The 22,515-nt window shown below is 69.5% G+C and carries 19 protein-coding genes; 9 read left to right on the top strand and 10 right to left on the bottom strand.

Features of this window, described 5'->3' with window-relative positions; genetic code table 11:
* Positions 1-29: 29 nt before the first annotated feature.
* Positions 30-599: a Spy/CpxP family protein refolding chaperone gene (locus AC1VNX_RS00960; RefSeq protein ID WP_483155065.1), complete on the top strand. Its 570-nt coding sequence runs from the start codon at positions 30-32 to the stop codon at positions 597-599.
* Between the two features lie 89 nt (positions 600-688).
* Here AC1VNX_RS00960 and AC1VNX_RS00965 read toward each other — a convergent pair whose 3' ends face one another.
* Positions 689-1,120 (bottom strand): serine/threonine protein kinase, encoded by a 432-nt coding sequence (locus AC1VNX_RS00965; RefSeq protein ID WP_483155066.1) that lies wholly within the window; start codon positions 1,118-1,120, stop codon positions 689-691.
* A gap of 229 nt (positions 1,121-1,349) precedes the next feature.
* Between AC1VNX_RS00965 and AC1VNX_RS00970 the strand changes: the two genes are divergently transcribed.
* The 3 genes from AC1VNX_RS00970 to AC1VNX_RS00980 are packed head-to-tail and all read left to right on the top strand — an operon-like array spanning position 1,350 to position 4,481.
* Positions 1,350-2,195 (top strand): endonuclease/exonuclease/phosphatase family protein, encoded by an 846-nt coding sequence (locus tag AC1VNX_RS00970; RefSeq protein ID WP_483161854.1) that lies wholly within the window; start codon positions 1,350-1,352, stop codon positions 2,193-2,195.
* 11 nt (positions 2,196-2,206) lie between these two features.
* Positions 2,207-3,487: a cardiolipin synthase ClsB gene (gene clsB / locus AC1VNX_RS00975; RefSeq protein ID WP_483155067.1), complete on the top strand. Its 1,281-nt coding sequence runs from the start codon at positions 2,207-2,209 to the stop codon at positions 3,485-3,487.
* A gap of 19 nt (positions 3,488-3,506) precedes the next feature.
* Positions 3,507-4,481 (top strand): lysylphosphatidylglycerol synthase domain-containing protein, encoded by a 975-nt coding sequence (locus tag AC1VNX_RS00980; RefSeq protein ID WP_483155068.1) that lies wholly within the window; start codon positions 3,507-3,509, stop codon positions 4,479-4,481.
* Here AC1VNX_RS00980 and AC1VNX_RS00985 read toward each other — a convergent pair.
* On the bottom strand, positions 4,478-5,056 hold the full coding sequence (locus tag AC1VNX_RS00985; protein WP_483155069.1) for an acyloxyacyl hydrolase: 579 nt from the start codon (positions 5,054-5,056) through the stop codon (positions 4,478-4,480). The two genes, AC1VNX_RS00980 and AC1VNX_RS00985, sit on opposite strands and share 4 nt — an antisense overlap.
* Positions 5,057-5,309: 253 nt before the next feature.
* Here AC1VNX_RS00985 and AC1VNX_RS00990 point away from each other — a divergent pair, with 253 nt between their 5' ends.
* Entirely contained in the window at positions 5,310-5,771 is a 462-nt protein-coding gene (locus AC1VNX_RS00990) for a polyhydroxyalkanoate granule-associated phasin (protein WP_483155070.1), read from the top strand.
* A 3-nt stretch (positions 5,772-5,774) separates the two neighbouring features.
* Here the strand turns inward: AC1VNX_RS00990 and AC1VNX_RS00995 are convergent, their stop codons facing one another.
* The 3 genes from AC1VNX_RS00995 to AC1VNX_RS01005 form a co-directional block, all read right to left on the bottom strand.
* Positions 5,775-7,025, bottom strand: a complete 1,251-nt coding sequence (locus AC1VNX_RS00995; protein ID WP_483155071.1) for a metallophosphoesterase — start codon at positions 7,023-7,025, stop codon at positions 5,775-5,777.
* Positions 7,026-7,178: 153 nt separating this feature from the next.
* On the bottom strand, positions 7,179-7,673 hold the full coding sequence (locus AC1VNX_RS01000; RefSeq protein ID WP_483155072.1) for a hypothetical protein: 495 nt from the start codon (positions 7,671-7,673) through the stop codon (positions 7,179-7,181).
* A gap of 120 nt (positions 7,674-7,793) precedes the next feature.
* Positions 7,794-8,312, bottom strand: a complete 519-nt coding sequence (locus tag AC1VNX_RS01005; protein WP_483155073.1) for a hypothetical protein — start codon at positions 8,310-8,312, stop codon at positions 7,794-7,796.
* 305 nt (positions 8,313-8,617) lie between these two features.
* Here AC1VNX_RS01005 and AC1VNX_RS01010 point away from each other — a divergent pair, with 305 nt between their 5' ends.
* The 3 genes from AC1VNX_RS01010 to AC1VNX_RS01020 all read left to right on the top strand — a co-directional run bounded on the left by AC1VNX_RS01010 (position 8,618) and on the right by AC1VNX_RS01020 (position 10,270).
* Positions 8,618-8,923: a hypothetical protein gene (locus tag AC1VNX_RS01010; protein WP_483155074.1), complete on the top strand. Its 306-nt coding sequence runs from the start codon at positions 8,618-8,620 to the stop codon at positions 8,921-8,923.
* A gap of 181 nt (positions 8,924-9,104) precedes the next feature.
* Complete coding sequence (locus AC1VNX_RS01015; protein ID WP_483155075.1) at positions 9,105-9,704, top strand: cytochrome P460 family protein; 600 nt, start codon at positions 9,105-9,107, stop codon at positions 9,702-9,704.
* A gap of 182 nt (positions 9,705-9,886) precedes the next feature.
* Positions 9,887-10,270 carry a helicase SNF2 gene (locus AC1VNX_RS01020; RefSeq protein ID WP_418119744.1) on the top strand — a complete coding sequence of 128 codons (384 nt, stop codon included), beginning with the start codon at positions 9,887-9,889 and terminating at the stop codon, positions 10,268-10,270.
* Between the two features lie 128 nt (positions 10,271-10,398).
* Here the strand turns inward: AC1VNX_RS01020 and AC1VNX_RS01025 are convergent, their stop codons facing one another.
* Positions 10,399-13,260, bottom strand: a complete 2,862-nt coding sequence (locus AC1VNX_RS01025; protein WP_483155076.1) for an ATP-binding protein — start codon at positions 13,258-13,260, stop codon at positions 10,399-10,401.
* Between the two features lie 298 nt (positions 13,261-13,558).
* On the opposite strand from AC1VNX_RS01025, the gene AC1VNX_RS01030 reads away from it, so the two are divergent.
* On the top strand, positions 13,559-14,860 hold the full coding sequence (locus AC1VNX_RS01030) for an epoxide hydrolase family protein (RefSeq protein WP_483155077.1): 1,302 nt from the start codon (positions 13,559-13,561) through the stop codon (positions 14,858-14,860).
* Between the two features lie 30 nt (positions 14,861-14,890).
* On the opposite strand, the gene AC1VNX_RS01035 is transcribed toward AC1VNX_RS01030, so the two are convergent.
* From AC1VNX_RS01035 to AC1VNX_RS01050, 4 genes are all read right to left on the bottom strand, one after another.
* Complete coding sequence (locus AC1VNX_RS01035; RefSeq protein WP_483155078.1) at positions 14,891-15,961, bottom strand: ATP-binding protein; 1,071 nt, start codon at positions 15,959-15,961, stop codon at positions 14,891-14,893.
* Between the two features lie 165 nt (positions 15,962-16,126).
* Complete coding sequence (locus AC1VNX_RS01040; RefSeq protein WP_483155079.1) at positions 16,127-16,516, bottom strand: response regulator transcription factor; 390 nt, start codon at positions 16,514-16,516, stop codon at positions 16,127-16,129.
* A 125-nt stretch (positions 16,517-16,641) separates the two neighbouring features.
* Complete coding sequence (locus tag AC1VNX_RS01045) at positions 16,642-17,289, bottom strand: response regulator transcription factor (protein WP_483155080.1); 648 nt, start codon at positions 17,287-17,289, stop codon at positions 16,642-16,644.
* 41 nt (positions 17,290-17,330) lie between these two features.
* Positions 17,331-22,514, bottom strand: coding sequence for a trifunctional serine/threonine-protein kinase/ATP-binding protein/sensor histidine kinase (locus tag AC1VNX_RS01050; protein WP_483155081.1), 5,184 nt, complete (start codon positions 22,512-22,514; stop codon positions 17,331-17,333).
* Position 22,515 lies beyond the last annotated feature (1 nt).

Raw genomic sequence — 22,515 nt, forward strand, 5'->3', positions numbered from 1 at the left:
GCGGGCTTCTTCGAAAGGAAGCACTTCTCATGATTTCTCTTCGCCAACGCATCGTCTGGGCCAGCCTGCTCGGTTCGGCCGCCCTCGCCTCTTCGGGCGCCTTCGCTCAAGCGCCGGCAGCCGCTCCCTCCGCAGCCGCACCCACCGCCGCGGTGGCCCAGGCCGACAACGCCGCCGCGCCCAAGGCACAGCACAAGCGCATGGACCCGGCCCAGCGCATGGAGCGCATGAAGGAACACCGCGCCAAGCGTCTCGCCGCCCTGAAGGAAAAGCTCAAGCTCACCTCGGCACAGGAAGGCGCCTGGAGCACCTTCACCAGCGCGACGCAGCCGCCCGCCGGTCCGCGTCCGCACATGGACCGCGCCGAGTTCGCCAAGCTGACCACGCCCGAGCGCCTCGAACGCATGCAGGCCCGTCAGGCCGAACGCAGCGCGATGTTCGCCAAGCGCGCCGACGCCACGAAGACCTTCTACGCCACGCTCACGCCTGACCAGCAGAAGACCTTCGACGCCGAGACCGCCCACTTCGGCGGCCCGCGCGGTCACCATGGCCCTGATGGCGGCCACCGCGGTGCGCCCCCGGCTCCCGCCAAGAGCTGATCGATCGCCGCATTGCGGCAGCAAGAAAAAGCCCGCGACGCTTTTGCGTCGCGGGCTTTTTCTTTGGCGTACGGGATTGGCCTTCGTGCCTACTTCGGCGTCCCCGTCTTGTCCGTCGGGTTCGTCACCACGTCCGGGCGCTCGCCCTTCTGGCCGAAGCGCGGCGTCACCTTGCGCCCGGTCTGGCTGACCTCGGCACGCGACATCTCGCCGGTCGGCTGCGGCATGGCGTTGGGCTGGTGGTTCACCGTGGTCGTCATCTCGCCCTTGGGCACAGGGTTGTTGGCGTTGTTGCGGTTGTGCGCGCGGGCCTCGGCCTTCACCGACTCACGCGACAGCGGCATCGAGTTGTCGGGGCGCTGCGGCGGGTTGGCGACGCCGGCCGGCGTCATGGTGCTGGCTTCGCCGCCCACCGAGGGGTCGGGCTGGGCGGGAATGGACGTGGTCTGCGCCATGGCGATGCCCGCCGCGCCCAGCAGCGCGGCAAGAACGGTGGCGTGGAAAGCGGTCTGGTGTTTCATGGGTACTCCTTGTGGCTTGTTCCTTGAAAGGCGGGCTGCCTTTTTCCGAACCGTGAATCCACCGTAGGAGCCCTCAAATTCCGTCCGTGTGAGGGTGCGGCAGGCATGCCTGTAGGAACCGGCCGTCCGGGCACGAAGGCGGACGAAGGCGGCGGCGGGATGGCGGCGGGAAGAAGTTGGCGCGTTCCTACAGTCGGGAAGGCCGCGGCCGCGTACAACCGGCATGACGATGTCTTCCTCGCCCATCATTCCCGACGCCACAGTGCCAGATGCCGCTGATGCGGCCGATGTCGCCAACGCCAACGCCGAGGCGGCAGCGCAGGTCACGCCGACCTCGCTGAAGGTCATGACGGTGAACACCCACAAGGGCTTCACCGCGCTCAACCGCAGGTTCATCCTGCCAGAGCTGCGTGACGCGGTTCGCACCGTGGGGGCCGACGTGGTCTTCCTGCAGGAGGTGCTGGGCACGCACTCGCGCCATTCGCGCAGGGTGAACAACTGGCCCGAGGCGCCGCACTACGAATTCCTGGCCGACACCATGTGGCCGCAGTTCGCCTACGGCCGCAACGCGGTGTATCCCAAGGGCCACCACGGCAACGCGGTGCTCTCCAAATTCCCGATCGTGCATTTCCGAAACCACGACGTGTCGGTGAGCGGCCCCGAGAAGCGCGGCCTGCTGCACTGCGTGCTGCGGCTGCCGGGCCGCGTGGTCGACGTGCACGTGATCTGCACCCACCTCGGCCTGGCCGAGGCGCACCGGCAACAGCAGCTGGAGCTGCTGTGCCACATCGTGCGCGACGAGGTGCCTTCCGATGCGCCGCTCATCGTGGCCGGCGACTTCAACGACTGGCGCGGCCGCGCGCACGACATCCTCGAAAAAGGCGCCTCACTGCGCGAGGTGTTCGTGCACGCCACCGGCCGCGCGGCCCGGACCTTTCCGGCGCGCTTTCCGGTGCTGTCGCTGGACCGCATCTACGTGCGCAATGCGGGCGCGCACGCGCCCGTGGTGCTGCCGCGCCGGCCGTGGTCGCATCTGTCGGACCACGCGCCGCTGGTGGCGGACATCGACCTGTGAGCACCGCGACCATGAACGACAACAACAACGGCAACCACTGGATCGGCGGCAACCGCATCGGCCTGCTGGAGAACGGCGAGGAGTTCTTTCCGCGCGTGTTCGAGGCCATCCGCCGGGCGCGGCGCGAGGCGATCGTCGAGACCTTCATCCTGTTCGAGGACAAGGTCGGCCTGCAGCTGCATGCCGCCATGCGCGAGGCGGCGCTGCGCGGCGTGAAGGTCGACCTGATGATCGACGGCTTCGGCTCGCCCGATCTCTCGCGCGAATTCATCGAGGGCCTGACCTCGGCCGGCGTGAAGGTGCGCGTGTTCGATCCGGGCCGCCGCTTCATGGGTCAGCGGCTCAACGTGTTCCGCCGCATGCACCGCAAGATCGTGGTGATCGACGGCGAGCGCGCCTTCGTCGGCGGCATCAACTACTCGGCCGACCACCTGCTCGACTACGGCCCGATGGCCAAGCAGGACTACGCGGTGGAGCTCGAAGGACCGATCGTGGGCGAGATCCACCAGTTCGTGCTGCGCGCGATTGCTCTTGGAGGCAAGGGCGCGGGCTGGTTCCGCCGCAGGCTGCGCCAGCTGCCCGACGCGAGGCATGCGCAGTCCGCCGGCACGGCCGACGCGATGTTCGTCACGCGCGACAACAGGCGCCACACCAACGACATCGAGCGGCAGTACCGCGCCGCGATCCGCGCCGCGCGCGAGCGCATCGTGATCGCCAACGCGTATTTCTTTCCGGGCTACCGGCTCATCAAGGAGCTGCGGCGCGCTGCCCGGCGCGGTGTGGACGTGCGGCTCATCCTGCAGGGCGAGCCCGACATGCCGATCGTGAAGACCGCGGCCAGCATGCTCTATCACCACCTGCTGCACGCGGGCGTGCGCATCTACGAGTACTGCGACCGCCCGCTGCACGGCAAGGTCGCGCTCATGGACGGCAAGTGGAGCACCGTGGGCTCGAGCAACCTCGATCCGCTGAGCCTCTCGCTCAATCTCGAGGCCAACGTGGTCGTGCGCGACGAGGCCTTCAACAGCGTGCTGGCCGAGCGCATGGAGCGGCTGATGCAGTGCAGCTGCAAGCAGGTGCAGGCGGCCGACCTCGCCAGCGAATGGAGCGGCTGGAGGCTGGTGCGCAGCTTCTTCGTCTTCCACATCCTGCGCTGGTATCCGGCCCTGCTGGGCCGGCTGCCGCGCCACGTGCCGCGCCTGACGCCGGCCGAGGCTACCGATCTGGCAAGCCGGCGCGATACCGGGCGCAGCAATCCGACAGGCGGCGCCACGCAGACGGAAGCGGCCTGAGCCGAAGCAGGAGCCTTCCGTGAGCACCCTCGCCCTCTCGCGCCACAGCTGGTGGCCCTGGGCCCGCCGCGCGGCGGTGTGGGCCTTCTTCGCGCTGATCGCGTGGCTGCTCGTGCGGCAGGCGATGGGCATCGAATGGGCAGACGTGCTCGACGCGATCCGCGCGCTGCCCGCCACTTCCCTGCTCGCGGCCGGCGCGCTGGCGGCCTGCAGCTTCGCCCTCTACAGCACCTACGACCTGCTGGGGCGGCACCTCACGCGGCACCGGCTGGGCACTGCCACGGTGATGGGCGTGACCTTCATCAGCTATGCCTTCAACCTCAACCTCGGCTCGCTGGTGGGCGGCGTGGCCTTCCGCTACCGGCTCTATTCGCGGCTGGGGCTCGCCAACGACACTATCACGCGCGTGCTCGGCTTCAGCATGCTGACCAACTGGCTGGGCTACCTGGTGGTGGCCGGCGCGGCCTTCTGCTTCTGGCCGATGGCGTTGCCGCCCGAGTGGAAGATCGGCAGCGAGGGCCTGCGCATCCTCGGCGCGGCGCTGCTGCTGGTCGCGCTGGCCTACCTGGTGCTGTGCGCCATGGCGCGCGGGCATGTGTGGCGCGTGCGCGGCCATGGGCTCAAGGTGCCGGGGTTGCCGATGGCGCTGCTGCAGCTTGCGATGTCGTGCGCCAACTGGTCGCTGATGGGCGGCGTCATCTGGTTCCTGCTGCAGGGCCAGGTCGGCTATGCGCAGGTGCTCGCGGTGCTGCTGGTGGCGGCGGTGGCCGGCGTTCTCGCGCACGTGCCGGCGGGGCTCGGGGTGCTGGAAGCGGTGTTCGTGGCGCTGCTCTCGCACGAGGTGCCGCAGGCTCAGTTGCTGGGAGCGCTGCTGGCCTACCGTGGGCTGTATTACCTGCTGCCGCTGGCGGTGGCCACGCTGGTCTATCTGGTCACGGAGGCGCGGGCCAGGCGGTTGCGCGTGCCCTCGCGAGGCCGTGCAGCACCACGCTAGAAGTGATACGTGTAGCGCAGCCGCACGAAGTTCTCGCCCGGGTTGGGCTTCTTGATGCCGCCATTGGAGAAGTGCTGCAGCCGCAGCGTGAGTTCGTGCGCGCCGTGCTCGCCGAAGCTGCGCCCGATGCCGATCACCTCGGTGAACTGGAAGGCGGTGCTGAAGCTGCGGTCGGGCGTCCTGTAGACGTGATCCATCACGCTGCCGCCGACGCCGCCTTCGGCAAACCAGGGCGAGGCGCCGTGCTCGAAGCGGTAGCGCCAGGTGTAGATCGCGCCGATCTGCGCGTAGTCGTGCGGGCCGTTGCCCAGCGCCGGTGCGTGCCAGTTGCTCAGGAAGATGTCCCAGTAGGTGGTGAGCGCCCCTTCGTGCACCGGCTCGCGCGGCGACCAGGGAATGGTCATGCCCACGGTGGCCGAATTGGTGCTGCCCATTTCGCCATGCGGGGCGCGGCCCCCTTCGGCGTAGAAGCCGCGCGCGCTGTCTTCGAACGCGTGAGCCGCCGTGCCCGACAGGCCCAGAAGGGCCACCAGCAGGGCCGATCCGGCAAGGGACGCGCAGGTGTGGAATCTCATGATGCGACTCGCGAATGCACTAAGTGGAAATGAGGTGCTCATCTTCAATTTCCGCCGCATCCGGCACTCGTCCGGCACGTAATTTCCACATCGGAAAGTAGGACTTGATCAACAAAAATGCAGGTTCGATTCCGTTGTGCGCAAACCCTCGCAGCCGGCCGCGCCTATAGTGGCCCGATTCCATTTCACGCGCTCTGGCGCGGCTACTCACATGTCGTCTTCCAGTTCAGCCGCCCGCCTCTCGGGACCGCTCATGCAGCAGTGGTTCGACCTGGCGCTCAAGACCCACGAAATGCTGCTGTCGTCCGGCCTCGTGATCGGCATGCGCACCGAGCGCATGGCCCGCGCGGGGCTCGCGCCCAGCGCGGACGACCTTGCCGAGTTCCAGCTTATGGGACAGGAAAAACTCGATGCCGCGAGCGAATCGGGCATCGCGATGGCCAGGCAATGGCACAGCAGCCATTTCTCGCTCGCCAACCGGGTGCTGCAGCAATGGCTGCAGAGCACGACGGCCTTCTTCTCGCTGGCGGGCAGCGTCACGCCCGCGCAGGCGGCCGCACATGGCGATGCCTTTGTTCAATCGGCCGCGGACACGGTCGATGCGGCGAGCGAGCTGCCCGGGATCGCGGCACGCATCGCGCGCCACGGCCTGACGCCGATCCATGCCGCCGCCACTTCCAACGCGCGCCGGCTCTCGGGGCTCGAGGAATCCTGAGCTTCAGGACTTCGCCGGCACCAGCGTCAGCAGCGTGATCTCGGAAGGCGCGCCGAAGCGCTTGGGCGGGCCCCAGTAGCCGGTGCCCCGGCTCACGTAGACCCACATGTCGTGCAGGCGGTGCAGGCCGGCCGTGAAGGGCTGCTGCATCGGCACGAAAAGATTCCACGGAAAGAACTGGCCGCCGTGCGTGTGGCCCGACAGCTGCAGCTGGTAGCCGGCGGCGGCGGCCAGCGGCGCGCTGCGCGGCTGGTGCGCGAGCAGCACGCGCGTGTGCACCAGCGGCGGCGCGTCGTGCAGCGCCAGGTGCGGGTCGCTGGCGTGCGCCGCGTCGAAATGCCCGGCGGTGAAGTCGGTCACGCCAGCGAGCACCAGCGCGCTTTCGAAGAGCTCCTCGTCGGTCTGGGCGCCGCGCACGTTGCGTGTCTGCAGCACCACGTGCTCGTTGAGCAGCACCTTCAGGCCCAGCCGGCGCAGCTCGTCGATCCAGGCATGCGCGCCCGCGTAGTACTCGTGGTTGCCTGTGACCACGAAGGTGCCGTGCCGTGCGCGCAGCCCGGCCAGCGGCGCGATGTGCTCGCGCAGCTCGGGCACGCTGCCGTCGACCAGGTCGCCGGTGATCGCGATGGCGTCGGCGCCCAGGCGGTTCACCGCGTCGACGATGCGCTGGATGTAGCTGTTGCGGATCGTCGGCCCCACGTGGATGTCGCTGAGCTGCGCGATGGTGAAGCCCTCGAGCGCCTGCGGCAGGCCGCGGATCGGCACTTCCACCCGCTTCACGCTGGCCGTGCGGCGCGCGTTCAGGAAGCCGACGGCCGAGGTGGCCGTGGCCATCGCCAGCACCGCCAGCGCGCTCCACGGCAGCAGTGCGCTCCATTGCACCTGCACGCCGCCGACGGCGCCCGCGAGCCAGGCCAGCAGCAGGCCGGCGTCGCGCACCAGCGTCAGCACGAACATCGACGAGAACCAGCCCATGCTGATCAGGCCGGTCCACTTCAGCAGGTTGCCGTTTCCGGCGCCCTCGCGTCCGCCGCGGCGAGACACGAAAGGCAGGGGGATCGTCGCCGCCGACACCACCAGCGCGACGAGCGCCAACGGCCACGCGGGCGTGAGCACGGCCAGCGCGGGCAGCAGGCGCAGCGCGATATAGACGTGCAACAGCGCGGTCAGGGCGCTCAGGGGACGGATCGGCATCGGGGCAACAGGGTCGGGCTCGGCCCGGGACAAGCCATCTGCAAGGCGCATGCCGTGCATTCAAGACATCGCGAAGCGCTTCGGCCGCTATTTTTTCTATAGCGCAGCGCCTCCGGATAGCAGGCCTTGTGGCCCGACCATATCAGCAGTTCCCGGCAGTTTCAGCAAGTTGCGCGCCGGCCGGATGCGGTGCCGGCGCCCACTTGCGTCGCGCTACTGCACCGCTCGCGTGCCGGCCGAGGCCATGTCGGTGCCGGCGGGCCAGACGAAAGTCGCCTTGGCCGGCGCACCCTGCGGCACGTGCAGCTCTTGCTTGAGCACCTGGCTGCCGATGCGCGCCTCGACCTCGTAGTTGCCCGGCTCCAGCCGCGCCACCATGAAGGGGCCGCCCGACACCACGTTGTCGAGCAGCGCCGTGCCGCTGCTGTCGCGCACCGTCACGTGCACGTTGGCCGCGAAGTCGGCGCCCTTGTGGTCCTTGATCGCGAATTCGAAGGTGGCGGGCCAGCGCGGCGACACCGTCTCCATCAGCTGGGCTTCGTCGCTGCCGATGCCGCCGCTCATGTATTCGACACCGTGCGCCATGTAGATCGGCGGATTCACCGTGGCCTGGGCCGACGTAACCGCGCCGAGCAGGACGGCGCCGCAGAACATCGCGGCCGCCAGCGGCCGCATTGCGCGCAGCGAGGATGGAAAACGGGGGGTCATGGTCAGAGTCCTTTCTTTCCTTGTCGTCGTCGTGGCAAGGAGCCACGCAGCCACTGTGCAGCGCGCGGCTTAGGAAAGTCTGACCTGGGTGCCCGCTGCCCGAAGGTCAGCGGGCGGGGCTCAGCGGGCGGTGGAGGTTGTCTGCGCGAAGGTCTGCGTCTGCGGGGGCGTCACCGAGGCCATGTCGAAGTTCGACGGCCAGACGAAGGAGGCGCGCGCCGGCACGCCCGCGATCACCACCAGCGTCTGCGTCAGCGTGAGGCCGCCGAGCGTCACGTTCACGTCGTAGGCGCCCGGGTTCAGGCGCGCGAGCATGTAGGGGCTTTGCGATTCCACGTTCATCACCGGCTGCCCGGTGTACTTCTGGCGGATCTCGACCGATGCCTTGGCCGGGAAGCCGGGCTGCTGCGCGCCCTTGCCGTCGCTGATGCCCAGTTCGATGGTCGCGGCCCAGCGCGGCGACACCATTTCCATGAACGCGGCCTCGTCCCTGGCGGCGCCGCCGCACATGTATTCGATGCCCTGCGCCACCTGGATCGGCGGGTTGGTGAACGCATGGGCCGGACTCACGGCCACGAGGAATGCTGTACCGCCCAATACCAGCGCGGCCAGGGGCGGGCGGAGACGCTTAGGGTTCATTGCTGTGTGGTCCTCGATCTTGCGTGACGTGAAATCCGTCGGGGATTTTGCTTAGCAAGAGTCGGGCTAGATATAGCGTTTACGAGGAACGATCTGCGGATCGGAACTGAATGCTATTGTTTTCATAGCTGATGACGACCGTGTGACGTGGCCGCGCGCTACTTTTGCTCACAAACCTCAGGGAAACCCTGATCCGCCGTCTTTTGGGGCGCGTTCGGCAACAGGGCATGGCGAAGGCCTACAGCGGTGCGTGGCGGGCCGGGCTAAGAACGACGGCTGGAAACTGCAACGAAGGAGCTTCAGCCATGTCTTGGGAATCGACGATCAACGAATTCAGGCGAGTGGACGCGCAGCGCGCGGACTACCCCGGCGAGCACCTGGTGGTGCTGGGCGCGGGCGTGCTGCTGCTGCTCGCGGCGGGCCGCAGCCGCTCGCTCGTGGCGCGCCTCGCGGTGGGTGCGGCCGGCGGCGCGCTGATCGGCCGCGCGGCCAGCGGCACCGGCGGTGTCGCGAAGCTGACGCAGCAGCTGCAGCGCGTGCTGGAAAGGCAGTTCAGCCTCGGCTGCCCGCGCAATGGCACCGGCAACGGCAAGAGCGCCGACGTGACGTAACCTGAGGCGATGGGGGTGATCGGCGCTGCGCCGTAACGTAGTGTGTTGAGCGGCGAAGCGCGATACAGGCGCATACGCAAGGCGCGGGGACAGGGAGAAAGGCGGCAGACCATCGGCGCGCCCCGGGCGCGAGCCTGCGTTCCGTTGGGCATTCCTCTTGTCCAACCAACACCGCCGACCCATGAACAATCCCCGCACGCATCAGCCTTCCGGCACGGACGCCGCGAAGGCATCTTTTCTTTCCCTTGAAGGCACGCCGGCAAGAGTCGCCGGCATCGGCCTTCTGGCGCTCGCAGCCGCTGTGGCCACCTTCGCGGTGGTTCCCAGCGCGGCAAAGGAGACCCGCACCGCCGTCGCGACCTCGGAGGCCTCGCCGATCTACGGCGTCACTCTTCCCAAGGGCTACCGGCAGTGGCAGCTGATCGCGCCCGCCATCGAGGCGGAGCCGCTGAACGAACTGCGCGTCGTGCTCGGCAACACCAAGGCGATCAAGGCCTACGATCAGGGCACGCTGCCATTTCCCGACGGAACCGTGCTCGTCAAGCTGGCCTGGAAGCACGTGCAGTCGCCCGAGTTCGCACCCGCCTCCATTCCGGGCGCGGCCACCACCGTGCAGGTGATGGTGAAGGACTCGAAGAAATACGCCGCCACCGGCGGCTGGGGCTTCGGCCGCTTCATCAATGGCAAGCCTGCGGACCTGGCACAGCACCAGACCTGCTTTGCCTGCCATCAGTCGCTGGTGAAGAACCACGACTACGTGTTCACGCGGCTCGCGCCCTGAGGGCCGCGCCTGTCATTTTGAAATTTAGTGTTGGCGGACATGGCCGGGATACAGAGGCATACGCAAACCGGTCGCAAGGTGCTTTCGGAGCCGAACAATCGCTCCATCAGCTCGGAAAAGCACAGCGATCCGACTGACAAACCCTCTTGCCACTCGTCATCACCCAACCGAAAGGATTCATCATGAAAGCTTCCGTCCTCCTCGCCGCCGCAGCCGTCTCTTCGTTGTTCGCCTTGAGCGCGAGCGCCGAGGAATACCAGGGCGTGCTGCAGTTCCATTCCAGCGCGAGCCGCGCCGGCGTCCGGGCCGAGGCAGTCGTCGCCTCGCACAGCGCGGACCCCTATCGCGAAGGCGCTTCGGCGGACGTCGCTCCCGCGCTGCCTACCCTGGCCAAGCGCTCGGACACGCGTGCCGAAGCCGTGGCGGCTGCCCGCGCGGGCAACCTCTATGCGGACGGCGCCGACGCCGGCGTGCCGCAGGCGTTCACCAGCACGCTCGATCGTTCGACGGTGCGTGCGCAGGCACGTGCAACGGCGGCCCACGGCGTGACCGAGGGAACGCTGTAAGCGGCCACCGATGCCCATCGCATCCGCTTCCATCGTTCCTGACGCCGGGAAATCTCGATGATCTTTTCCCGGCCGCCGCCCGCCGCCCGCTTCCCGTCGAGGAAGTGCGTGGCGTGGCCGCGCCTGCCCTAATCCATCGACACATCAAGCAGCCGTTCGGCTTCCTGCAGATCCGCGGTTTCGAAACCCTCCGTGTAGTGGGCGAGCACGCCGGCCAGCAGATCTTTCCCCTCCTGCCCGCGCCCGGCTGTTTCCCAGAGACGTGCCAGATCCATCGCCACGCGCAGCTCCCAGGAGCGAGCGCCCTGCTGCCTGCTGGCCGCCAGCGCTTCGAGCAGCGATTCTTCGGCGCTCGCCATGTTCGGCGGCACGGCACCCGAGAAGGCGCGCGCCTTCACGCGAAGAAGCTCCGGGAGGTTGTAGAGGTCGCCCTTGGCATGCACCAGCGCGAGCGTGTCGTTCATCAGCTCCAGTGCCTCACCGTTCCTGCCGATGGCATTCAGGCCATCGGCGAGCGTGATGTTGAAGGACGTGGTGAGCAATTCGTAGCGTGACGCGCGCAGCTCGATCAGCGAATCCTGTATTGCCTGCACGCCCCGTGCGGCGTCGCCGCGCTTCACCGCGAGTTCGCCCTTCACGCCGCGGCCCACCGCCAGGTACGGCGTCAGCGAATGCGATTCCGCATAGGCGATGAAGCGGTCGATGTCCTGCTCGGCCCGAGCGAAGTCGCCGACCCACATGTAGACCGACACGGCCCATATCAGGGCGATGCACAGCGTCACCGGGTGATTCAGATGCCGGGCTTCCTCCACCGCGCGCTGGGCGGCGACCACGGCTTGCGTGGGATGGCCCTGCAGCCACAGGGTCCTGGCCAGCGCGATGCATGCGCGGTTGTGGAAATCGAAGCCGGTGTGGATGCTGCTGCGCTGCCGCGACACCGAGGCGCCGGCGATCGCGGCTTCCAGGAAATGCCGCGCCCGGGGCTGGTCGCCCACCAGGTGATGGCAGAGGCCCACCAGCGAATTGGCGGTCGCCTGCGCCGTCGCATCGTCGATGGATGCGGCCACGTCGGCACAGCGCCTGGCATGGCTGAGCGATTCGACGAAGTCGCCGATGCGCTCATGGAAGATCTGCAGCCGCCCCAGCAGTTCGACCTGGCTGCGCGAGTCGCCGAGCTCCTCGGCCACCTGGAGGCTGCGTTCGAGCGCATGACGCACCTCGTCGCTGTGGCCGCGCGTGAACATCTGCGAGAGGCCGACGGCCGCCTGCAGATGCATCTCGGCGGCGCTGCCGGCAAAGGCCGTGCCCAGCTCGGCGAGCGCTCGCTTCGACCAGTCGTGGCACTCTGCCAGCAGCGACATCGCCATGAAGGCAGGCACCGCCGCCAGCACCAGGGAAACGCCCAGCTCCCTGGCATCGGCACGATCGAAGCACCACGCGAGCGCGGCCCTTACGTTGCCCAGGTCGGCGAGGTCCGACGCGCGCGCCGTGTCGCGCGAGAAGGCGTCGTCCTGTTCGGCCATCTGTTCCAGGCGCTTGCGGAAATAGACCGCGTGGCGCCGCGCAGCCGAATCGGCCAGGTCCGCGCCGGCCTTCGAATGCGCGTAAGCGCGGGTGCTTTCGAGCAGCCGGTACTGGGTCGAGGCGCCGGAGCGCCGGATGGAGAGCAGCGATTTCTCCGCGAGGCTTGCGACGGCATCGACCACCTGCGCCTGCGTCAGTTCCTGGTCCGTCGCCACTTCGCGTGCCGCTTCCAGCGAGAAGTGGCCCACGAAGACCGACAGCCGGCACAGTACCAGCCGCTCCGGCATGTCGAGCAGTTCGTAGCTCCAGTCCAGCGTGGCCTGCAGGGTCTGGTGCCGGGGCTGCGCCGTGCGCTGCCCGAGCCACGAAAGCGCCAGGCGCTCGTCGAGCAGCGCGGCAGTCTGCTGCAGCCCGTAGGCGGCTACCCGCCGGGCCGCGAGTTCGATGGCGAGCGCGACGCCATCGAGCTTCCTGCAGATGCTCGCGATGACGGGTGCGTCGTCGTCGTTCAGGTCGGGCATCGCGCCGCTCGCGCCAGCCCGGTCGACGAACAGGCGCGTGGCGGGATACATGAGGATGTCGCGCGCGACGAGTCCGGGCTGGTCGGGCGGGTTGTCCAGCGGATCGAGCAGGTGGATGTGCTCCCCCTCCACGCGCAATGCCTCGCGGCTCGTGGCAAGAATGTGGATGCGCGGCGCCGCCTGGAAGATGCGCTCGGCCAGCGACGCTGCCGCCGCGATCACGTGCTCGCAGTTGTCCAGTATCAGCAGCATCCGCCTTTCCCGCAGGTAGGCGATCAGGCTGGGCACCGGGTCGGCGGAGCGCACCGACAGCCCCAGCATCGATGCGATGGCGCTCGGCACAAGGCCGGGGTCCAGCAGCATCGAAAAATCCACGAACACCACCGCTCCGCCGAATTCGCCCAGCATGTCCTGCCCCGTGCGGACCGCGACGCTCGTCTTGCCCACGCCGCCCGAGCCCACGATGGTGATGAACCTCGTCTTCGCCAACTGGGCCGGGATCGCGGCGAGGTCTTTCGCACGGCCGACGAGTTCCACCGGCTGCGCGGGAAGACCGGGCTCGACGGTGCTGGCCCCGGCCTCAGGCTGCGCCCCGGGGGCAGCTTCCGCCGGTGCGATGCGGGCGACGAAACAATAGCCGCGGCCGACGACGTTCGACAGGTATCGCGCGCCGTCCTGCCCGTCGCCGAGCGCCTGCCGCAGCATCGCGATCTGGTAGCGCAGGCTTCCGTCCGAAACGACCATGCCGGGCCAGGCCAACGCCATGAGCTCCCGCTTGCTCACGACGGTGTTGGCGTTGGCGACCAGGGCGAGAAGTACATCCATCGCCCGCCCGCCGAGATCCACCGGCACCCCGTCGCGTTCCAGCAGCCGCTGCGCGACGCGCAGGGTGAACGGCCCGAAGGAGATGGAACCAGCGGTCTTGAAGGAGTTGTCGTCACTCATGGGGGATCGGGAACTGCGGCGTGCCGCGCACGCGGCGGATTGCCGGGCCGGACGCTGTCAATCCGATCGGCCCGGCGAACCCGCCGGCCGTCCCGGCGGCGCGGGCGGACGGAGCATAACCGAGGGTCGAGGCGGAGCCTGATGAGCTTTCGGTGCGTCTTCGCGCCGGCCGATTTGTATGGTCGTGTATCGCTTCCGCCCCCCGGTACCTGCGTATGCGATTCGGCCGTTTCTTCACACATGCCGGATACATCCGCCCTCTTCAATGGAGCCGTTTCAACTACACAGAGATGCCTGAATGAACGACCTCCATCCTCTCCATCCCTCGCTTTCGCGCCGCCACCTTCTCGCCACGTCGCTCGCCTTCGGCGCCGCGTCCGCCGCCACCGGCGCCTTCGCCATGCTGCGGCCGTCCGGGGCCTCCGGTCCCGGCGACACCTCGGTGCGGCCGTTCCGTGTCAGCGTCGACCGCGAAGCGCTGGTCGATCTGCGCCGGCGGCTCGGCGCCACGCGGTGGCCGAGCGCCGAGACCGTCGCCGACGACTCGCAGGGCGTGCGGCTTGCCACGCTGCGCTCGCTGGTGCGCCACTGGTCCACCGACTACGACTGGCGCAAGGGCGAGGCGCGGCTCAACGCCATTCCGCAGTTCGTGACCACCATCGACGGCCTCGACATCCAGTTCGCGCACATCCGCTCGCGCCATGCCGACGCGATGCCGCTGATCATGACGCACGGCTGGCCGGGCTCAATCTTCGAGCTGCTCAAGGTCGTGGGCCCGTTGACCGATCCCACCGCCCACGGCGGCCGTGCGCAGGACGCGTTCCACCTCGTGCTGCCCTCGCTGCCCGGCTTCGGTTTCTCGGGCCAGCCGCAGGCCACCGGCTGGGACTCCAACCACATCGCGCGCGCCTGGGGCGTGCTGATGGCGCGGCTGGGCTACAAGCAGTTCGTCTCGCAGGGCGGCGACTGCGGCTCGGTCATCTCGCACCGCATGGCGATCCAGAAGGTGCCGGGGCTGATGGCCATCCACGTCAACATGCCGGGCACCGTGCCTGCCGAGATCGCATCGATCCTCGCTGCGGGCGGCCCCGCGCCCGCCGGCCTGTCGGCCAAGGAGCGCGCCGCCTTCGACAAGCTGGACGCCTTCTACAAAAACAGCTCGGGCTACTCCGCGATGATGGTCACGCGCCCGCAGACGCTGGGCTATGCCCTGGCCGACTCGCCCGTGGGCCAGGCCGCGTGGATCTACGACAAGTTCGCCACCTGGACCTACTCGGGCGGCGAGCCAGAACGGGTGCTGCCGCGCGACGAGATGCTCGACGACATCTCGCTGTATTGGCTGACCAACAGCGCGACCTCGGCCGCGCAGATCTACTGGGAAGACCATTCGAACAACTTCAATGCCGTCGACATCTCGCTGCCGGCTGCCGTGACGGTGTTTCCCGGCGAGATCTACCAGGCGCCACGCACCTGGGCCGACCGCGCTTACCACGACCTGATCTACTGGAACGAGGTCGACACGGGCGGTCATTTCGCCGCGTGGGAACAGCCCGCGCTGTTCAGCCAGGAAGTGCGCGCGGCGTTCAGGTCGCTGCGCTGAGCGAAGGAGACGCACGGCCGGCCGCCCGCGTCATGCGACCACGAGCGGCAGCGTGAGCCGCGCCTCGAGCCCGCCGCAGCGGCGGTTCTGCAGCTGCAGGTCGCCTTGCATCGACCGGGCCAGCCGCCTGGCGATCGCAAGGCCGAGGCCCGATCCGGCCTTGGCCTCGGAGCCGCCCTGCTGCGCGCGGACCCATGGCGCGAAAACCGCCTCCATCTGCGCCGACCGGATGCCGGGCCCCGAGTCCACCACGGCCAGCACCAGGCTCGTCGCATCGACGCGGGCGCTGACGCGCACGTCGCCGCCGTAGCGCAGCGCGTTGTCTATCAGGTTGGCGAGCACGCGGCGCAGCGCGAGCGGGCAGGCCATCACCGGTCGGCCGATGTGGCCGTCGACGGCGATCGCCTGGCCGGACTCGCGATAGTCGCGCATCAGGCTGCCGAGCAGGCCGTCGGCATCGACGCGCTGCAGCGGCTCGGCCACGCTGCGCTGCAGCCGCGCGCTGGCCACGCTGGCCTCGACCAGCTCGCGCATCTGCGCGAGATCGCGCTCCATGGCTTCGCGCAGCGAGGCGTCTTCCAGCATCTCGCAGCGCAGCCCCATGCGGGTCAGCGGCGTGCGCAGGTCGTGCGCATAGGCGGCCTGCACATCCAGATGCCCCACGTCGCGCTCGGCCTGGCGGCGGCGCACGCTGTTGATCGCACGCGCCAGCCGCACGATGGCACGCGGGCCGCTTTCGGCGAGCTCGGGCATGCCGGCGCCGCTGCCGTGCTGCTCCATCGTGCGAGCCAGGCGTGCCGCGCCCGCGCGGTGGTCCATCGCCTCCAGCCAGAGGAAGACGGCGAGCAGCATGAGGCCGACGAGCACCGACACGCACAGGATCCACCGCAGGCTGTCGTCGAGCGGGCAGGTCAGGGGCGACAGCGTCGCGGCATGGACGTTCTGCCCGACCGTGGCCACCGCGATCGCGCGCGCCGCGACCAGCGCCAGGCCGTGGGAACGGCGGCCCGGTCGCTTGGAACTCGAAACGGCCCCGTCGAGCGCTGCGGATGCGCGCGGCGGATGGAAGGAACTGATGGATGCGAGGGACTTCTTCGTCATTGGTTTTCTCCTGCTGCCGGCGCACGGGCCGGCATGGAGAGATGACATCACGCGAGGGGGAACGCGCACCATTGCATCAGCGTTTGCCGCCCCCCTACGAAGGTTTGCCCCGTTCATGCGCCGGGGTGGCGCGAGGTCCGCTCTCCCCTGCGTCTTGTCAGTGCCTCAGGCCCGTTCCAGCGCGCGGCCGATCCAGGTCTCGAGTTCGGCGGCGTCGATCGGCTTCTCGATTAGGCAGAGCGCGGGGCTCGCCTGCACGCACTCCCGCGTGCGGGCGGTGGCGAAGGCGCTGATGAAGATGACGGGCACGCGCAGGCCCTGGCGCTCCAGGCATTCGACCAGCGCGATGCCGTCCATGGCCGGCATCTGGATGTCGCAGACGAGGCAGCGCGTGCGCGCCGGAACGTCCGAGGCAAGGAAGTCGATGGCCGACTCGAACGCGCGGGCCTCCCATCCGAACGAGCGCACGAGACTGCTCGTCGCTGCGCGCACGAAGGGGTCGTCGTCGACGATGGAAACGAGTTCGATGGCTGAAGAGGACAAGGAGGAGGACAAGGAGGAAGCCCGTTCTCTACCCCGGGGGTTTCCGGTGAAGGCGCAGGAACATTCCCGCCCCTGCCCAGAGCTGCAGGATACCGGCGGCAGCGCGCGGCGCCATCATCCATAGGTATGGCACCGCCTTAGCAAGCGGCCTCCACCACACCCAGCGCTTCCATCTTGCGCACCAGTTCGGCGACGGAGCGCGAGTTCATCTTGCGCATCGCCTGGCCGCGGTGGATCTTGGCCGTGATCTCGGCGATGCCCATGCGATCGGCGATCTGCTTGTTCATCAGGCCGCCGGCGACATGCTGCACCACCTCGCACTCGCGCGGCGTGAGCGAATCCCAGCAGGCGCGCGCCGCCTGCAGCAGCCGTGCGCTCTCCAGGCGCCGCGCATCGCGCTCCAGCGCGGCGATGACCGCGTCGATCATGTCCTGGTCGCGGAAGGGCTTCGCCAGGAAGTCGACGGCCCCGGCCTTCATCGCCTTCACGGTCATGGCGATGTCGCCGTGGCCGGTCATGAACACGATCGGCAGGTGAGGCTCGCCGTGCTCCAGCAGCGCTTGCTGGAAGGCCAGGCCGCTCTGGCCGCGCAGCCGCACGTCGAGCACCAGGCAGGAAGGCCCGCCGGAGTGCGGCGCGGCCAGGAATTCTCCGGTGGTGGCGAAGGCGTGCACCGCCAGGTCGATGGAGCGCAGCAGGCTGGAAAGCGCATCGCGCACGAGCTCGTCGTCATCGACGATGAACACGCAGCGAAGGGGCGCCGGAGGCGGATCGGAAGGACGCATGAAACGAAGGGTTGGTGAGGGCATCGGGGTCGCCTGCACTTTCATCGATGGCCAGGGGCCGGCCGCGGCAGGCTGAAGACGGCGCGCATGCCCGCGGGCTCGCGCGGCCGCAGCTCGAGCGTTCCGCCATGCGCATCGAGGATGGACTTGCAGATCGCCAGTCCCATGCCCATGCCATTGGACTTGGTGGTGAACAGGGGCTTGAGCAGGTGCTGCGCTGCCTCGGGGCCGACGCCCGGCCCGCCGTCCTCCACCACGATGCGCACATGCTCGCCGTCGTGCACGCACGCCATCGACAGCGACCGCGGGCCGGGCGGCAGGGACGCCATCGACTCGGCGCCGTTCATCAACAGGTTGACCGCCACCTGCTGCAGCTGCACGCGGTCGCCGTGAACGGCCAGCGGCGTTTCCAGGCCCTTCGTCTCCAGCGTGACGCCCATGGTGTCGAGCGCCCCCGCGACCAGCGTCGCCGCCTCGCGCAGCGCCTCGCCCAGGTCGAAGGCGGCGAATTGCGGCTCCGCGTTGCGCGCCTTGGCGCGAAGGCCCTGGATGATGGCGCGGGCGCGCAGCGCGCTCCTGCTGATGTGCGCGAGCATCTCGCGGGCCTCGCCGATGTCGGGCGGGCTGCGGTCGAGCCAGCGCAGCGCGGCGCTGGCCGAGGTGTCGACCGCGGCGATCGGCTGGCCCACCTCATGCACGATGGAAGCCACCAGCTCGCCCATCGCCTTCAGGCGGGTCGCGCGCTCGAGCTCGGTGAGCGTGCTGCGCAACTGCTCCTCGGCCTGCGCGCGCTGCCGGTTCTGGTCGATCAGTTCCTCGTACAGCCGCGCGTTCTCCAGCGCGAAGGCCGCCTGCGAGGCGATCACCTCCAGCACTTCGGCCTTGGCGGGCGTGAACACGTGGGAAGCCAGGTTGTTCTCCAGGTAGAGCACGCCGACGAGCATGGCGTGCCGCATCAGCGGCACGCACAGGATCGAGCGCGGACGCCGGCGGCGGATGTAGTCGTCCTGCGCGAGCGAGGCGCTCTCGCGCGCATCGTCCACCACGATGTGCTGCTGGGTGCGCGCGACCGCGTGGACGATGGAGACTGGCAGCGCCTGCGCATCGAAGGCGACGCCCTCCTGCGCGAGCACGACGGCGCCGTCGTGCACCCGCGCCTGGGCGCGCACCTGCCACACCTCGTGCCGGAACAGCGCCAGCGTGCCGGATTCGGCGCCGGCGTTCTCGAGCGCGGTGCGAAGCAGCGTCTCGACCAGGCGGACCGGGACGATCTCGCCGGCCAGCACCGTCGAGATGCGCAGCACGGCCTGCGCATCGAGTCCCTGCATCCGCCGCGTGTTCGCGACCGGGTCCTCGATCTCGAAGAGCCCCGGATGCGCGGCCTGGAGCTGGCGCGCCCTGGCCATGGCACCCCAGCGCTGCCACGCGCCGCGCGCGTGGCGCAGGTTGCCGTGCGCGGACAGGTCGTCGCCACGGCCCGCATGGAAGGCCGCGGCACGCTCGGCTGCCAGCGCCTCGACCTGGGTGAAGCCGTGACGCCGCGCATGCGACACCGCCCGTGCATAGGCCTCCACCGCCGCGAGCGGATCGCCGTCGATGCGGCACATCTCCGCGCGCACCAGCTGGAAGCGCGCCAGGAAGTTGGCCGGACAGGCCTGGCTCCAGGCCTGCAGCTGCTTCACGTCACGCTGCAGCGCCGCTTGCTGGGCCGCATCGCGCGTGGGAAGCGCGAGCAAGGCCAGCGCGCCGTAGAACGGCAGGTCGCCGCTCTCGGCGAAGGTGCGGCCCGAGGAGGCGGAGGCCTCGGCCCGATGGCGTGCATTGATGGCCTCGGTGAGCCTTCCGCCCAGGAGCGCCGCCTGCAGCCTGTACACCCAGTAGGCGAAGTCCACCAGCGTGGCGGGTTGGCCCTCCCGGGGCGGGCTCGGCTGCTCGTCAGCATCGCCGGCAGTGCCGTCCTGCAGCTGCGCCAGCAGCACCTTCTGGGCCAGCAGCGCCTCGATCACGAGCCGGAAATTCGCGTCGCGCGCTACGGCCAGCCCGCGCTCGACCGTGTCCCGCACGTCGCCGAGGTACTCGCCCGCGAAGAGCATTCCCGTCGCCTGGTTGCGCCCGCAGTAGATCGCGAAGGTGTGGTCGCCGCTCGCCACGGCCACGTCGTAGGCGCGCCGGATGTAGTCGCGCGCCGCGCGCGCCGGCTGCGTCCACGGGACCACCATGGTGCCGAAGGTCATGTAGACCCGGCCCCGGTACTGGGCAAGGCCGCGCTCGTCCACCAGGTGCAGCGCGAGCGCGCCGAACTCCCGCGCGGCGGCGTAGTTGCCGTAGCGCACGCCGAAGACCTGCGTCATGCAGACATAGCCGTCCGCCGACGCATCGGAGTGGCCCTGCGCGATGTTCAGGCCGATCATGCGCAGCAGGATCAGGTCGACTAGGTCCTGGTCGGTGTAGAGCGCCGGCGGAATGAGGTCCGCGAAGATGTCGGTGATCGCGCGTCGCAGCGGGTCGGCCACGACGGGCAGCTGGCGCAGGGCTCCGATGCCGTGCTGGTCGATCCATGCCTGCAGCACCGCGTGCTCCCGGTCGACCGCAGAGGCGTCGGGCCGTCTCGGCATGTCGATGCCCGACTTGCGCAGGAAGGCGAGGCCCACGTCCAGCGCGCGGTCGAAGTTGCCGAGCGTGGTGTACAGCGCCGCGCGCAGGCGCGCGAGATCGGCGCCGAAGATTCCGTCTCCCGCGACTTCCTCCAGCGCCGACAGGCGTGCCTCGGCGGCTTCCAGCGCCCCGGTCATGAACTCGGCCTCGCCGCAGAGTGCGCGCGCATGCAGGCCGTCCTCGCTGGTGTCGTCCTCGCCGAGGAAGGCGAGCGCGGCGCGAAAGAAGCCGAGCGCCGAATGATGGGCGGTCGCGGCCTTCGCCTGGCGGCCGGCCTCCAGGTTGAGCCGCGCGAAGTCGCGCCGCTCCTGCGGTGCCTCGATGGCCAGGCGTGCAAGGCTGGCCTGCGCCGCGAGCGAGAACACCCGCGCGGAATCGGGCGCCTGCCGGAGCTGGCGGCGCACGATCCGCAGGTGCATGCGTGGCCGCTCCCCTGGGGGGATCGAGCCGTAGGCGGCCTCGCGGATGCGGTCGTGCCAGAAGACCCAGTCCTCGCCGTCGCGCTGGATGCTGCCTGCTTCGCGCGCGTCGTCGAGCGCCGCCTGCATGCGCCTGGCCGCATCGGTGCCGGGCTGCACTTCCATCGCGAGCGCGAGTGCTTCGCCGGAAGTTCGATGTCCGAGGCATGCCATCACGCGCAGGACGGCCTGCGTCGCCGAGGGCAGCTGCTCGAAGCGGCGCGCCATCAGGTCGCCGACGGTGTCGGCGCCCGGGTGAGACGCGAGCTGTTCGAGGCTCCAGCGCCACGAGGCGGTCTCGGCGTCGTAGGCGAGCAGCCCGTCGTCGGCCAGCAGGTGGAGCAGGTGCCGGGCGAAGAGCGGATTGCGCTCGGTCTTCCGGCCGATGAGTTCGGCCAGCTCGCCAACGACGCTCGCGTCCTGCTGCAGCGTCACCGCGATCATCTCGCGCAAGGCGCCCTCGTCCAGCGGACCGAGCTCGATTCGTACGGACTGCGTCACCTCGGCGAGCCGGCCCGCGCGCAGCGGATGGTCGGCACCGACCTCGTTGTCGCGGAAGGTTCCGACGAGCAGCAGCGCCGCATCGTCGTGCTGATGCAGCAGGCGCTCGATCACCTGCAGTGTTTCGACGTCGGCCCATTGCAGGTCGTCGAGCAGCATCACGAGCGGACGCGAGGGCGCCGCGAAGCAGGCGATGAGCCGCGCCATGCCCTGCAGCACGCGCTCGCGTTCGAGCGCCGGGGCCGCGTCCGGAGAAGCGGGGGCGGGCTGCCCGGACTGCAGGCCAAGGATGACGCCGAGCGCCGGCAGCAGGCCCGCCAGGGTCCGCTCCACCGGCTTCGCGGCGGCGGCGATCCGGCTGCGCCAGGCCGCGAATTCCTCGTTCGCGCAACCGATCACGTGCTGCAGCAGCGGATCGAGCACCTCCACCAGCAGCGCATACGGTTTGCCGCGGCGCCCCTCCTCGCTCTTGGCCGTGGCCAGCAGCGGCGTGCCCGAGCGCTGCATGCGCGCCACCGCCTCGCGCAGCAGCGTCGACTTGCCGATGCCCGAGGGGCCCGAGACCCAGGCCGCGCGCGCGCGGGCGCTGTCGGCGACCGTGCGGTAGAGCGCAAGCAGGGTCTGCAGTTCGGCATCGCGCCCCAGCACGAGGCCCATGCCGCCGGGCTTGCGCAGGTTCGAATGGGCATCGAGCGCGAAACGGGGAATGCGTCCGTGCTGGCGCAGCAGGGTCTCGCAGCGCCGCAGGTCCGCCAGCACGCCGGCAGCGTCCGCGTACCGGTGTCCCGGCGTCTTCTCCAGCAGCTTCATGACCAGCAGCGAGAGTTGTTCCGGAAGCCCCGGCACCAGCTCGCCGGGCGCAGGGGCGATCCGGGTTGCATGCGCGTGCACGCGCGCGGCGGCATCGGCGCCCTCGAGGGGGAGCCTGCCGGTCATCAGCTCATAGAGGATGCAGCCGAGCGCGTAGAGGTCGGCGCGCGCATCCACGCGCAGGTTCATGCGTGCGCCGAGTTCCGGCGCCATGTAGTTGAAGCTGTCCTCGTCCCAGGAGAGCTGGTCGTCGCCCGTGGCCTTGTTGTCCGGGTCGCCGACGGCGGCGGCCCGGCCGAAGCCGGTGAGACAGGCCCGGCCGTCCTCGCCGAGCAGCATGCGCTCGGGCGTGAGCGCGCGATGCAGCACACCGTCCGCGTGCATCGCGCCGACGGCGGCGGTGAGCCGCAGCGCGAGCGCGAGGAAGGCGCCCACGTCGGTGCACGGCGCGGCACTGCGGCGAAGCGGCTCGCCGCCGGGGTCCTTCAGGATCAGCAGGAAGCTCTCGCCATGCGGCACCAGCGCGACCGGCACCGCGGCCCATTCATCGCGAAGCGCGTGGCGCAGCGCGTACTCCCGTTGAAGCAGCGCGGCGGTGGCCGGCGTGGCCTGGCCGCGCCCGGCCACGAGCGAGGAGGTCGCGCCGTGGGCGCGTGCGCGCTCCAGGCGCGGCGTGCCCGTGCCCAGTTCGCGAAAGTCCCGGTATCGCACCGATGAGGCCCCGTGCTGCGCGGCAAAGGGAGCATCCGGCAAGACCGCCTCTGCCTCTTCCTGTCCGCCGAGTTCCTGGTGTTGCTGCATG

This window comes from Variovorax sp. TLI9-5A (assembly GCF_056867935.1).